Here is a 13,759-nt window from a genome sequence, read left to right on the forward strand (position 1 = left end):
CGGGGCGGGGTCGGACTGCGGCGGGGTGCGCCGGGGCGGGGCCGAGTCGGACTGCGGCGGGGTGCGCCGGGGCGAGGCGTCCGGCTGTACCGAAGTGCGCCGGGGCGAGGCGTCCGGCTGTACCGAAGTGCGCCGGGGCGAGGCGTCCGGCTGTACCGAAGTGCGCCGGGGCGAGGCGTCCGGCTGTTCCGAAGTGCGCCCCGGCGGGGCCGGGCCCGGCTGCGCCGAAGTGCGCCGCGCGCGCCCCCTTACAAGCCTCGCGCACCCCCATATGCGTCGCATGCGCCCCCATTGGCGCCCCCCGAACCGGGGCGTCCGACCTTTTACGGCTCTCGGGGCGACGCCCGGAATTCCGGTTTCTCCACCGTCTCCACCCCGAAAAGGCGGGCCACCTCCGGGTAGCGCGTCACGACGTGCACGGACCAGTCGGGGTCGGCGGTCAGGGCGTCCTCGATGGCCCAGCCCAGCCATTCCGCACTGATCCTGCGCTCCAGCCCGCCCCGGCCCGCGCCCAGCAGCGGGAAGCAGATCGAGCGCAGCGCGAGCCCGCCCTCCGTCCGCTCCCGGCGGGCCCGGGCGAAGCAGCCGGCGACGGCGCCGGCGATGTGCTGCGGGTCGACGCGGTAGGCCAGCCCGTCCGGCACCGCCACGGCCGCGTGGTAGACGCGCCGCACCCCCCGCTCGGCGAGGGCGCCCGGACCGGTCGGCACCACCGTGCCCGGCCGCAGCGGCAGCACCCCCGGCCGGGCCCGCACCCAGGCGGCCAGCTCGTCCGCGAGGACGTCGGCGACCGGCCCGTCCGCCGCGCAGCCCACGGCGGCCGACCGGCGCAGCGCCCCGGAGACGGTGGGCCGGAACGACTTCGACATCTCCAGGTGGACGTTCTCGGAGGAGACCAGGACGTCGATGTCCCGCAGCAGTTCGATGGGCGAGAGATGCACGGTGACCGGCCTGGTCCCGGCCCGGCCCGGCAGCCCGGTGCGCGGTACGACCATGGCCGCGGAAGGGCTCGCGGCGGCCGGGGCGGCCCCGGCACCCGGCGGCGCCGGCCGCGGCGGGCGCCCGGTGGGCTCACGGGCCTCGGCGAGCACCGCCCCGGCGAGCTGCTCGACGACCTGTCGCTCCTGACTGTGCCGGAACCGCTCGCTGGTCACCCCGTAGACGAGGGCCGCCGCCCGACGCCGGTCCGCGGCCGGGTCGCCGCGGCGGCCGGGCAGCAGACCGAAGGTGCACTGGGCGGCGCGGCCTATCAGATCATCGGTGCCGAGCCGCTCGGCCGCCGCGCGGAGGATACGTTCCGCGCCGTCGGCCAGGTCCTCCGGGCCCCGGGCGTACCCGGCGTGCAGGGTGGCCGCGCGCAGCGCCTCGGGCACCAGCGCCTGGAGTGCGGGCAGACCCCCGCGGCGCAGCTGCCGCAACTCCCGCACCAGGTCGGCACGGTCGGGCAGACCATCAGGGTTCATGGCGGTCAACATATCCGCGCGGCCCGCACGACCGCCCCGGCTTCCGGCAGTCCGTTCCGGATCGGTGCACCCGCCCGGTACCGTCGGTGGATTTCCCCGTTTCCCGGTGCGCGGCGCCAGGATCTCGCTACTCTTCCGGCCCGGGTGTCCGCCTGCGCCGGGGCGCCCGTCCCCCGGTCCCGTAATTCGGTGCGCGGTGCGCCCGAGCCGTATCCCGTGTCCATCCGGTCCATCCGGATTCTTTTTCCGGCACACCATTCCGCACACGTTCGCGCACACGGTTCCACCGAACTTTCCGCACCTTCTTCACACCCCCTTCGTACGCCGCCTCCGGCCACCGCCGGGTCCTTTCCGCGCGCAGGTGAATTCCATGACGTTTCCTGTCGGTGACGACGACCTGGTCCCGCCCACGCTCTACGAACCCCCGGACGGCGGCGGCATACCCGCGCCCGACCCCCGGGGCGCGCCGATCGAGCTGCCGCCCTGCCTGGCCGGCCGGTTCCAGCCGCGGGAGCGACTGCCGCGGCGCACGGAGCAGACCGTGCACCGGGCCGCCGAGGAGGGGCGCTCGGCGGAGCTGCGGGCGGCCGTGTTCCGGGTGCTCTGCCAGGACGACGGCGGCGAACGGATCGTCAAGTGGTACCACCCGGACGCCGCGCCCGACCCCGAGGTGACCGCGCTGCTGTCGCGGGGGCCGCTGCACGAGGGACTGTCGTACGTCCTGGAGGCGGGCGCCGACCGGGGGGCGCCGTTCCATGTGCTGCCCTCGCACGGCACCACGGATCTCGCGACCCGGCTGCGGGACCGGCCGGGCCCGCTGCCCACGGCCGACGTCGAGCGGATCGTGGCCCGGCTGCACGGGGCGCTGACCGCACTACACAGGGCGGGCGTGGTGCACCGGGACGTCAAGCCGTCCAACCTGGTCGTCGGCGACTGGGACGACCCGGCCGGCAGCATGGTCCTGATCGACTTCGGCATCTCCGCCGCCGGGCCCTTCCCGCGCGAGGTGCGCCGTGGCTGGGCCGGCACCCCCGGGTACGCGTCGCCGCAGGCGCAGCTGATGGCGGCGATGGTGCGGCCGGCGGACGACTGGTGGTCGCTCGGGATCGTCGTCGCCGAGGCCGCGCTCGGCCGGCACCCCATCCCGCACCACGAGACGGCCGCGGTGATGGACGCCGTCCACCGCGGTGACATCGACCTCGGCGGGATCCGCGACCCGCGCGTCCGGCTGCTCTGCGAGGGGCTGCTGACCTGGGACAACGACCAGCGCTGGGGTGCGGATCAGGTGCGGCGGTGGCTCGACCGCGAATCCCCAAGGGTGGCCCGCGAGGGCCCCCGGCCCCGACCGGGCGGCCGGCCGGCCGCCGCTCCCGAGACCCCTCGTTTCGAGCACGCGGGCCACCCGTACGGCACGCCCGCCGAGCTGGGCGAGGTGTTCGACGCGGACTGGCCGGCCATGATCCGCCGGCTGTCCCGGAGCAAGGGGCGGGAGCAACTGGCCGACTGGCTCGCCCACTTCCGTCCCCGCCAGGACACCGGCCGGGCCGAGGCGCTCGACGACCTGCTGGACCGGCTGCGGGGCGCGCGGCGCGGCCCGGACACGGCGACCCTCATCGACCTGATCGGCTGGATGGCGCCCCATCAGGAGCCCGGCTGCCGCGGCATCCCGCTGGGCATGGGCGACCTGACGGCGTTCGCCCGGCGCGCCGCCGAGGGCGACCGCGGTTGCGTGTCCGTCATGACCGAGCTGTACGCGCACGACCAGCGCCTGCTGAGACGGCTGGCCCTGCGCCGTGGCGGCGAGGAGCTGACCCATGTGGCCGACCGCTGGCAGGCCCACCACCGCCAGTGGGCGCGGGCCACCGCCCGGCTGTCGGAGATACCCGAACTGCGCGACCAGCGCGACGATCTGCGCGCCGCGACGGCCGACGGCCCGGTCCTCGCCGCCGAGCTGCTCCAGCTGGCCGCCGACCCCCGCGCGGTGACGCTGAGGCTCCGTACCGAGCTGCGGACCGCCCTGCGCGCCCTGCCCGCGCGGGTGCCCTGGTTCACCCGGCTGGCCGAGGAGGCCGCCGAACCCGTACCGCTGCTGCTGGCCCTGCGGCTGCGGCCGCTCGCCGACGCGGAGGCCCGTCGGACCCGGCGGGCCCAGGAGGAGCGGCGGCAGCTGGTCGCCATCGGGCGGCGCGCGGAGCACACCCGGCTGGTGCGGCGCAGGCTGGAGCTGCCGGTGGTGCTGGGCCGGGCCGCGGGCGGGGCGCTGCTGCTGTTCTTCCCGCACGCCTTCCTGGTGGGCCTGGCCGACGTGTACGGCTGGGCACCGCAGTCCACCGTGCTGATCGCCTGGCTGCTGAGCGTGCCCTCGCTGGCGGCGCTCCTCGTCATCGAGTGCTGGACCGCCTGGTACGTCGGCCCCTGGTACCACCCCCGGTTCTCGGTGATGGGCCTGCTGACCCGCCGGGCGCTGCCGCTGACCCGCCGGATCGGACGGCGGGGCTGGAGGCGCTACCTGTGGGCGGGCGTGGGCGCCGCCGCGCTGGTGGGCACGGTCGCGGGGACGTTCTTCCTCGCCGTGTGGATCTGGCCGGCCGGAACCGTGCTGGCGCTGCTGGTCTCGGCCGTCCTGCGGGCCCGGGCCTGGCGCCACTACCAGGCGGACGCCCGCAGCGGCAGCCCGCTCGCGCCGTCGGCGGGACCCCGCGGCGGAGTGCCGGGAGCCCGCAGGCCCACCGACCCCACCCCGGCCCCTTCCCCTTCCCCTTCTACGACACCTACCCCTGGTTCCCGTACTGGAGGCATGGCGTGAGCAGCGCGTACGCCGGTACCGATCTGTACACCGTGATGCCGGACGTCTCGGCGTCCGGCATCGACCCGACGATGGCCCAGCCGGACCTCGGCCTGCATCTGCCGGACACCGGCGTCTCCGACCTCGCGCACACCGCGACCGGCCATGTCGACGCCGTGGGGCACGCCATCGACCACGCCGTGGACGAGGCGGCCCAGCAGCTGCACGACATGATCGTGCCCGCGCTGATCGGCCTCGCCGACCTCAGCGGGGCGCTGCTCGTCACCCGGCTGGCGCTGCGCGGCACCATGGCGCTGGCCGCGTTCAACAACAAGGTCGCCGTGGACCAGGAGGCCATGGCGAGGCGTCAGATGTCGCTGGAGGACGGCAGCGAGTGCTGGCGCCGCGCGGCCGAGACGGCGGCCGGGATCAACGCCCGGATCACCGTGCTGGGCCTGGACCCCGCCGGTCCCGGCGACCCGCCGCTGCCCGCGCCCGTGCAGCCCGTCGGCGTCCCGCTCGACCTGCTGTGGAAGCGGCTGGCCGCGACCGAGCGGGCGCTGCGCCGGGTCGAGGCCCAGCGCGCCGCCCGCGCCACCGCCCGGCTGCCCTTCCAGCACCGTGAGGACCCGGAGCACGCCGACTGGTACGACCGGCTGCGCGCCAAGCGCCACAGCGCCCTGAAGGCGTACGCGGAGGGCGGGGACCTGCCCGCGCAGCCGGCGACCGCGTCCCGTGGCGACGACCGGGCCGCGCTCACCGAGGAGGACGTCCTGCGGGAGGGCGCCGAGCTGCTCGCCCGGCTGCCGCTGGCGTTCACCTCGGAGGGCCGGGAACTGATCGACGACTGTCTGCTGGAGGCCCGCCGTGCGGTCGGACGGCGGCCCACGGCGGTGCGGCGCTATCTCGACGAGGCCGCGCTCATCGCCCGCAAGGAGTCCGAGCGGGCCGGGCGCGCCGAGACCGCCCGCCGGGACGCGGCGCTGCGGCTGCAGGTGCTGCGGGCCGCGGCGCCCGAGGGCGTCGACCCGCTGCCGGAGGCGCCCGCCGCGATCGACGTCCTGGAGCGGGTGCTGCGCACCGGCGTCCCGGCGTCGAAGGAGGACGAGCGGACCGTCCAGCAGGCCCTCGCCGCCCGCTCCGCCGCCCTGCACCGGGCCTATCTGGTGGCGGCGCTGCGCCGGGCGAGCGAGCAGTGGGGGGACGGTTCGGTGCACGCCCGGGCCGACGCCGAGCACTGGGACTTCGCGCCGGCGGCCTGGGGCGGCCACTACTGGCTGCGGGTCCGCCTCACCGCCACCGGCCAGGCCCGGGTCCTCACCATGCGCAGAGCGCTCACCGCCCACGAGGCCGCCGACCCGCGGACGGTCGCCCGCCGGCAGGCCCTGGACGCCGAACGCTGCGCCGAGAGCGCCGTCTACGTCGACGAGCTCGGCCTGCTCAGCGAACAGGAAGGCGTCCGGGCGGAGTTCACCTGGACCGAGAGCCAGGTCCTCACCGGCGAACCCGCACCGGGCCTCACGGACGCCTTCCGCGACGCAACCGCCGCGCAGACGGTCCCGGGCGACGCCACCGCCCCGGACCGGCAGGCCGCCCGCCCCCGCCAGACCCGCCGGCCCCAACGGCAGCAGCCCCGGCAGCGCCATCGCGACGACCACCGCTAGACCCGCCCTTCCCGCACCTGTGGAGGACCCTTGACCAGCACCACCGGCCCGACCGGCACGACCGGCGGCCCCGGCACGAACGGCGCGAGCGGCGCTCCCCCGGAGTCGTCGCGCGTGGCCCGGACGATCCACCCGCCGTTCGCCGCCGAACTCGTCCACACCCTCAGCGTCCACTCCCAGTACGTCCTGCACGGCAACATCCGCGACGACTACGTGGTCGCCGACGTCCTCACCGACAACCGGCGGGTCTACCGGGCGGTGTCCCTGGAGGACATGCTCTGGGAGCCGCTCCAGCGGGCCGGCTACAAGAGCCTGCTGCGCTACGACCCGGTGGCGGGCTTCCGGGTCGTGCACAGCACGGTCGCCGCGGAGACGACCACCCTGCTGGAGCGCAACACCCGCCGTGTCCCGGGCCGTCCGGACGACTCCGGCACCGACGACGTGGCCCGGGTCCTGGAGTCCTTCGCCCGCGGCTGGGCCGGCGAGCGCCCCGGCCCGCCGCAGAAGGACCCCCGCTACGAGGACTACCAGCAGCCGCTGCACGCCGCCCTGATCGTCGACTACGCCTCCCGGATCCCCACCCAGGTCAACCAGCTCAGCGACGAGGAGCGCACGTTCTTCCTGCGCTGTCTGAAGATCGCCGAGGAGGCCCGCCCCTTCGTCCGCGCGAAGTCGGGCCGCGCCCTGTTCAACCCGGTGATCTGGCTGGCGGACGGCGAACGGGACCTGCCGGCCTGGCTGGTGACCAGTGGCGTACGGGTGCGCAGCATCGGCGTGCCGACGCCCGACCTCGGCCAGCGCGTCCGGATGGCCGGGCTGCTCGCCCGGGAGGCGGGCGTCCCCGGCACCGCCACCACGCTGGACGTGGGCCCGCTGGTGGACCGGGACACACGCGAGGAGCCGGGCAAGGAGGACGTCGAGCGGTTCGCGCGGGCGGCCAGCGGGCTCACCCTGCGCGCGATGCGGGAGAGCATGCGGCTGGCCCGCGCCTCGAAGATCGGCTTCGACCGGATGGAACAGGCCGTACGGATCTACGAACTGGGCGTCAGCCGCAACCCCTGGACCGGCGGCGCGGTCGCCGACAGCATCCGGGACGGCGAGGCGTACATCGGCGGCCGGGTGCAGGGGCAGGAGAAGGCGGTGACCCAGACCCTGGACGTGCTCAAGCGGGCCGCGCTCGGCCTGTCCGGCGCCCAGGCGTCCTCACCGGCCGTGCACCGGCCGCGGGGTGTGCTGTTCTTCGCCGGGCCGACCGGCACCGGAAAGACGGAGCTGGCGAAGGCGGTCGCCGACACCCTGTTCGGCTCGGAGGACGCCTGTCTGCGCTTCGACATGAGCGAGTTCTCCGCCCCGCACTCGGCGGACCGTCTGGTCGGCGCCCCGCCCGGGTACGTCGGCTACGAGGCGGGCGGCGAGCTGACCCGCGCGGTGCGCGAGGACCCGTTCCGGGTGGTGCTCTTCGACGAGATCGACAAGGCCGACAAGGGGGTCCTGGACAAGTTCCTCCAGGTGCTGGAGGACGGCCGGCTGACGGACGGCCAGGGCGTGACGACGTACTTCAGCGAGTGCGTCCTGATCTTCACGTCCAACCTGGGCGTGCACGGCCCCTCCGGCGAGGACGGCCGCCCGCTGGACTCCCCGGCCGGCCAGGAACGCATCCCGGAGACCCCCGAGGAGCGCGCGGAGTTCGAGCGGCGGATCCTCGGCAACGTACGCCACCACTTCGAGCACACGCTGAAGCGGCCCGAGCTGTTGAACCGGCTCGGCGGCAACATCGTCGTCTTCCAGTACATCGAGGCGTCCGTCGCCCGGCGCATCTTCGCCGGGCAACTGGGCAACATCGCCGACCACATGGAACGCCAGAGCGGTCTGCGCCTGCGGATCCTGCCCGAGGCCGAGGAGGTCCTGGCGGACCTGTGCACCGAGGACCTGCGCAACGGCGGCCGGGGCATCGGCATGAAGCTGGAGACCCATCTCATCAACCCACTCGCCCGCGAGGTGTTCGACCTCGGCACCCTGGAGCCCGGCTCGACGGTCACCGTCTCGCGGGTAGTGCGCCGCCCGGACGGCGGGGTCGACCTGACGGTCGAGGCGTCGGCCGACGAGCAGGTCTCCCTGCGGAAGCCGGCGATCTGGTGACGGAGGGGCCGCGCCGGCATGTGGACAAGAGTCTCGCGCAGGACGACGTACTGCCGGACTTCGACGAGACGGACAAGGAGGAGGAAGAGGCGGGCCCCCGGGAACCGCCGCCCTGGCAGGAGCCGCCCTCCTGGCAGGAGCCGTCCCCGGCCCCCGAACCGCCCCGCTCCCACCCCTGCTGGTCCTGTGCCGCCGCCGTGCCGGCCGGCTCCGCCGCCTGCCCCGAGTGCCAGGAGTCGGTCCGGCATCTGCGGCTGCTCGGCCCCGGCTCGTCGATCGACCTGCGGCACGGCGAAGGGCCCCCGCTGCGGCTCGGCCGGCATCCGGTGTGGGCGACGGCCGTGGCGGGCGCCCTCTCCGGCGACAGGGGGAAGGGCGTCTCGCGCCGTCACGCGGAACTCCAGCTGGCGCCCGACGGCACGATGTCGCTGACGGAGTGCGCCCACGGCACGCTGAACGGCACCTACGTCAACGCCGAGAGGATCGCCCCGGGCGCCCGCGTCCCCGTGCGCGACGGGGACGTCATCGGGCTCGGCCGCAACTGCGCCTTCACGGTGCTGCTGGTCGAGCCCGAGGCCTGACCGAGGAGGCTCTCAGCGCGTCGGCGGCACGATCGCGGCGCGCAGGGGGGCGAGCAGCCGGTTCGCCGTGTCGGCGCCGTCGAAGGTGCCCAGGTCATGGCTGACCACCGGGTCGGGCGCGAACGGAGAGGCACAGCGGTCCCCGAACAGCACCAGCGCCTCCCGCGGCCGGTGCCGCCGGGACTGCCACACCAGTCCCTGCGCCTTCTCCGCCTGCCGCCGCAGCTCCTGCGCCCAGTAGCGGGTGCGCGGGTAGTCGTCCGGCTCGGAGTCCAGCAGCCAGCTGTCCTGGCACACGGCCGCCAGGTCCTCCTCCACCCGCAGCGACACGAGGGTCAGCTCGGCCGTGGTGACGAGCTCGGCGAGTGTGTACCGGGCGGCCTGCGCCCACGGCACCAGCCTGCTGCCGAGCACCGGATCGAAGTCCATGGACCGCAGCAGCACCTCGGCCAGCGCGGTGGCCGGCTCCAGGGTGGCGTAGAGGTAGGGGTAGGGGTCCTCGGCCGTGCAGTCGAAGCGGCTGCCGCCGAACAGGGTGTGGGCCGCGGCCTCCTTGAAGCCGGTCGCCGGGTAGTCGCTGCGATGACAGCGCCACAGCCGGGTGCCGGCCGGGAGCACGGTGGTGCGGGGCGCCATCGTGACCGAGGGCGGGATCTGCCGGGTCATCGGCCGTCCTCCTCGACGAGGGCCAGCGCGGCGTCGGCCAGCCGGTCGTCCGGCACCCGTCCGAGCAGCGCGGCGGGCGGTCCGCCCAGCCAGGAGTTGCCGCCCAGCCACCAGTCGGCGGCGCCCCACGGGTCGCGGTCGGCGAGCAGGATGCGGTTGATGCGGACCACGATGTCCCGCGGCCGCCCGGTGTCCGGATCGAACTGGAACTCGGGACTGCGCCGCCCCGCGTCCGGGTCGGCCAGCACGATGACGTCGGCGGGCGGGCTCTGTGCCGGGACGGCTTCCCGCGAGGGCGCGGCGAGCAGCCTGCGCCGGGCGGCGGCGACGAGGTCGGCAACGGGCGGAACGTCAGGTTCCGCAGGTACCGGCTCCGCCGCCGGCGTCGCGTACAGCGCCTCCAGCGCGGCGAGGAGCGTGTCCTCCTCCGGCACGGTGGCCGTCGCGGCGGCACCGCGGCCGTAGACGTGCAGCAGCCGGGCGAGTTCACCGGCCTCGTCGGGGACGGGCCACAGCGAGCGGATGATCGCGATCACGGCCATCGCGGCGCGCTCGGCGTCCGCGCCGGCCTCGCGGAGCCGTTCCATCATGGCCAGGAAGTGCCGGTACTGCTCGTCGTCCAGCCACTGTCTGAGTTCCTCGCGGTGGCGGACGAGCAGGGCCAGCAGCTCATTCGTGTCCAACGTGTTCCCTCCGGGTCGGCCCGGTGGTGGCCGGTGCGGGATTGCCTTGGTGGATGAAGGGGGCCCAGGCGGCCACCGGCAGCGCCGCCCGGCCCCTGATCCGGGCGGCCAGCGGCCCGGGGAGCCCCGGAACGGGCGTGCGGGCGGGATCGAGCGCCCACTGCTGGGTGAGCCGCAGCGCCTGCGCCGGGTCCGCCCCCTGGGCGAGGTGGTGGTGGACGACGTACATGAGTACGGCGGAACTCGCGTCGTCCAGGCCCCACTTGGAGCCGATCACATCGGCGGCGCCCCGCGCGGTGAACGCGGTGGTGAGGGTGAGGGCCTCGTCGTGGTCGCGGGCGCTGAGGTCGGTCTCGCAGGCGCTGAGCACCACCAGCGGCCCGGCCCCGGCCCGCCCGTCCGCCGAGGGCGCCCCGAGCAGCTGTCGTACGGTCAGCGCCCCCGGATCGTCCCCGTCGCCCGCGCTCGGCCGGGACGGATGCAGCAGCAGCCGCGACACGGTGGGCCGGTCCCCGACCCGGCCGTGCACACTGAGCTCCACCAGGGTGGCGGGCCGCTCGGCCGTCCCGCCCGGCAGCAGCGGCAGCAGCTCCTCGGGGGTGCCGTCGCGGTCCCATCCGTTGCGCACGAAGTAGCCGTAGCAGCGGGCGTGCGGATAGAAGGACTCCCGCAGGGCGTCGACCTCGTGTTCCGCGTACGGCAGTGAGGCGCGCGGATCCGCGACGAGCACGGGCGCGCCGGCCACGGGCAGCCGGGCCCGTCCGACGGACCGCAGGAACTCGGCCCCGGACGCGGCATGACTGAGGACGGCGAGATCGAGCGCGTACACCGCCCGCGCTTCTTTCTCCTCCGCAGCGATCCGGGCCGCGTGCCAGGGCACGGAGCCGAGGTTCCCGGCGGGCAGCAGCACCAGCCGCACCGGGTCCTCCGCACGCGCGGGCCGTCCGGGCCGTACGACGTCCAGGACCGGCCCCATCACGCCGGGCCCCGCCCAGTCGCACAGCCCCTCCAGCGCCGCCTCCCACTCCGCGAGCGCCTCCGCCCGCCCGGGCTCGCCGTACGGCACCCCCGGCGCGGTGAACACCGACCGGTCGCGCGCAGCGTCCAGATACCGCTCCAACGGCCCCCGCCGCGCCCGCCCCAGCCCGCTCAGCCGCAACGGCAGCGGCGCCGCACCGGGCCGTACCACCAGCGCCCACCCCGGCCCGTCCCCCTGCCCCACCAGCAGATGGACGACGGCGTCCACCCCGGCGCGCTGGGCGGCGTCGGCCACGTCCTGCCAGCCGGGGCCGGCCTGTGCCTCGGCCCCCGCGGCACGGGCCCGCAGGGCGGCGAGCGCGCGCCGGCGCAGGGTGCTGGGGATGAGGGTGTCGGGGGTGTCGGGGGTATCGGCAGCGGTACGGGGGCCGTCGGCGCCGTCGCCCGCGCGGGCGGCCTCGCGCCACTGGGCGGCCAGGGCGTGCTCGCCGTACGCCTCCAGCTGCTCCGGCACGCTCGCGGAGGCCGCGACGGCCCGCAGGACGAGCGCGCGGCCCGCCTCCAGGACGCGCAGCGCGGTGGCCGCGTCGCCCGTCTCCGCCGCCCAGCCGGCCGCCCTGACCCCCCGGTCGGCGGCGGCGCGGGCGGCGGCGAGCCCGTGCTCGGCGCCGATCTGCAGCAGCACGTCCTCGGCGACCTTCTCCAGCTGCCGTTCCGTCGCCTCCAGCGCCCGCACGGTGTCGCCGGGCTCGGCCCGCTGCCGGTACAGCCCGGCCAGCTCCTTGTACACCTCCTGCGCGGTCCCGCACCCGGTGTTCTCGTCGATCGCGGCGCGCGCGGTCTCCAGTTCCGCCAGCGCGGTGTCGAGGGCGGTCCGGTCGCCGTGGCGCTCGTGCTGGACGTTGAGGGCGAGGGCGATGCCGAGCCTGGCCCGGATGTCCTGGTCGGCGAGGACCAGGGGGCCGCCGAGCGCGGCGCGGGCCCGTTCGACCTCCTCCAGGACGGCTCGGGAGGAGGGGTCGACGTACTGCTCCAGCGCGCTGGTGACGGCGCCCATCGACGGCATGATCCCGCGCAGCGCCATCGGCATCGCGGGGTGCTCCTGTGCCTCGCGCAGATACATCAGCGCCCGCCGGAGCGGCGGGCCCACCGTGCCGCCCGCGGTGCCGATCGCCATGGCCCGGCGCAACTGCACGGTGCCGAGGTTGAACAGGACGAGGGAGGCCGCGCTGTCGTCGTCGGCGAGGTCCTGCCGCAGGTCCAGCAGGATCTCGGCGATGTCGTCCAGCTCGTCGAGGTCGTCGTCGGCCGCGGCGGCCATGCGCTGGTGCAGCAGCAGGGCGCGGCCGGTGGTCGACAGCTCCTTGCCGGCGGGCCCCGGCAGCACGTCCCCTTCGGTGCCCCCCGTGCCGTACGCCTCGGTGAGCAGCCGGTGCGCGGTCGCCGCGTCGAGGAGGTTGCCGCCCTGCAGGGAGGCGCTCGACAGCAGTCCGGCCAGCAGGATCGGTGACAGCCCGGCGGGGGCGTCCTGGCTGCGGGAGGCCTCCAGGATCGGTTCGCCCGCCTCGACCAGCCGCTCCGGCCTGCCCTCGCGCATCGCCTGCGCCATCCGGACCAGACCGGCGGTCATCTGCTCCTGCCAGGTGCCCAGCGGCAGCGCCTCGGCCGCCCGCTCGAACTCCTCCGGCTTCAGCAGCCCCGGCGACATCATCTCCATCGCGGGCAGCCACTCCTGGGTGAGGAGTGCCAGGTCCTCGGGCGAGGGCGGAAAGGAGACGGCGGCCGCCGCCTGCCCGGTCTCCTTCCCGGTCTCCCGCGCGGCCTCGGCCGGGGTGTCGGGCGTGTCGGGCATCGCCTTGAGCAGTTCCGCGACCGCGTTCATGGCCAGGTCGAGGTGGGGCGGCATGGTGCCCAGCTCCGTGGCCCGGGCGACCACGTCGAGGAGGGAGGCCCGGTCGTTCGTCATGCCGGAGAGCAGTCGCATGGAGGCGATCCAGCGTTCCAGGTCCGGGCGGTCGGCCGGATCGGCCGTCTCGGCCAGTTCCTCCAGCAGGACGGCCACTTCGGCGAAGTCCTGCAAGTCGCCCGGTCCGCCGGGCGCCAGATAGGCGGCGCCGACCTTCATCATCTCGGCGAAGTCCTGCTGCCCCTGACCCTCCAGCTCGGGAAGCCTCGGCATCAGCAGCCGGATCAGCAACCGGATCACGGACTCCCGGGACCGCACCTCCCGCTCGGTCACGGGCACCACGGCCCGCGCCTCCCTCAACAACACGAGCGCCTCGCCCCGCTCCCCCTCGGGATCGGCCCCACCCCCCGCCAGACACCGCACCCCCAACAACATCCCCCGAACCCTCCGCAACTCCCGCCACTCCCCCTCAGCCGCACCCTGCTCGGCTTGAGCAAGCTCACGCAGGGCGCGCTCGGTGACGGCGGGGTCGGGTAAGGAGACGGTGGTGTGCTCCGCTGCGGCGACTCGCTCCCCGGCGGCCCGCCGGCCGGGGCTTACTTCTCCGGCGCCTGATGCCCAGGCGGCGCGCTCCCCGGCGGCTCGCTCCCCGGCGGCTTGCGCCTCGGCGGCGCGCTCCCCGGCGGCTCGCCGGCCGGGGCTTGCTTCTCCGGCGCCTGATGCCCAGGCGGCGCGCTGCCCGGCGGCTCGGTCCCCGGCGGCTTGCGCCTCGGCGGCTCGGTCCCCGGCACCCTGTGCCCCGGTAGCTTGGTCCCCGGTGGCGCGCTCCCCGGCGGCTCGGTTGCTGGCACCCTGTGCCCCAGCAGCTCGGTCCCCGGCACCCTGTGCCCCGGT

General features: G+C 75.7%; 8 protein-coding genes. 4 read left to right on the plus strand and 4 right to left on the minus strand.

Annotated elements, in window-relative coordinates:
- Positions 1-323: 323 nt before the first annotated feature.
- On the minus strand, positions 324-1,463 hold the full coding sequence (locus ABZ464_RS06255) for an Appr-1-p processing protein (protein WP_359271657.1): 1,140 nt from the start codon (positions 1,461-1,463) through the stop codon (positions 324-326).
- A gap of 370 nt (positions 1,464-1,833) precedes the next feature.
- Between ABZ464_RS06255 and ABZ464_RS06260 the strand changes: the two genes are divergently transcribed.
- From ABZ464_RS06260 to ABZ464_RS06275, 4 genes are read left to right on the plus strand one after another with little or no spacing between them, the layout of a single operon-like run.
- The gene (locus ABZ464_RS06260) at positions 1,834-4,269 is read left to right on the plus strand and encodes a protein kinase (protein WP_359271660.1); all 2,436 of its coding nucleotides are present in this window, start codon (positions 1,834-1,836) and stop codon (positions 4,267-4,269) included.
- Complete coding sequence (locus ABZ464_RS06265) at positions 4,266-5,912, plus strand: hypothetical protein (RefSeq protein WP_359271663.1); 1,647 nt, start codon at positions 4,266-4,268, stop codon at positions 5,910-5,912. The genes ABZ464_RS06260 and ABZ464_RS06265 overlap by 4 nt, the downstream gene beginning before the upstream one ends.
- Positions 5,913-5,942: 30 nt before the next feature.
- The gene (locus ABZ464_RS06270; RefSeq protein ID WP_359271665.1) at positions 5,943-8,051 is read left to right on the plus strand and encodes an AAA family ATPase; all 2,109 of its coding nucleotides are present in this window, start codon (positions 5,943-5,945) and stop codon (positions 8,049-8,051) included.
- Between the two features lie 20 nt (positions 8,052-8,071).
- Positions 8,072-8,632: an FHA domain-containing protein gene (locus tag ABZ464_RS06275; protein ID WP_359271668.1), complete on the plus strand. Its 561-nt coding sequence runs from the start codon at positions 8,072-8,074 to the stop codon at positions 8,630-8,632.
- A gap of 12 nt (positions 8,633-8,644) precedes the next feature.
- Here the strand turns inward: ABZ464_RS06275 and ABZ464_RS06280 are convergent, their stop codons facing one another.
- The 3 genes from ABZ464_RS06280 to ABZ464_RS06290 are packed head-to-tail and all read right to left on the minus strand — an operon-like array spanning position 8,645 to position 13,207.
- Complete coding sequence (locus ABZ464_RS06280) at positions 8,645-9,298, minus strand: RES family NAD+ phosphorylase (protein ID WP_359271671.1); 654 nt, start codon at positions 9,296-9,298, stop codon at positions 8,645-8,647.
- Positions 9,295-9,981, minus strand: coding sequence for a hypothetical protein (locus tag ABZ464_RS06285; protein WP_359271674.1), 687 nt, complete (start codon positions 9,979-9,981; stop codon positions 9,295-9,297). Before ABZ464_RS06285 ends, ABZ464_RS06280 begins: the two co-directional genes overlap by 4 nt.
- Positions 9,968-13,207 (minus strand): CHAT domain-containing protein, encoded by a 3,240-nt coding sequence (locus ABZ464_RS06290; protein ID WP_359271677.1) that lies wholly within the window; start codon positions 13,205-13,207, stop codon positions 9,968-9,970. The genes ABZ464_RS06285 and ABZ464_RS06290 overlap by 14 nt, the downstream gene beginning before the upstream one ends.
- Positions 13,208-13,759: the final 552 nt, after the last annotated feature.

This window comes from Streptomyces sp. NPDC005820, from assembly GCF_040630255.1.
GTDB lineage: Bacteria > Actinomycetota > Actinomycetes > Streptomycetales > Streptomycetaceae > Streptomyces.

What these genes read in the sequence shown, in the direction of transcription:
- ABZ464_RS06255 (WP_359271657.1), bottom strand. Translation starts at nt 1,463, where the DNA reads ATGAACCCTGATGGTCTGCCCGACCGTGCCGACCTGGTGCGGGAGTTG.
- ABZ464_RS06260 (WP_359271660.1), top strand. Translation starts at nt 1,834, where the DNA reads ATGACGTTTCCTGTCGGTGACGACGACCTGGTCCCGCCCACGCTCTAC.
- ABZ464_RS06280 (WP_359271671.1), bottom strand. Translation starts at nt 9,298, where the DNA reads ATGACCCGGCAGATCCCGCCCTCGGTCACGATGGCGCCCCGCACCACC.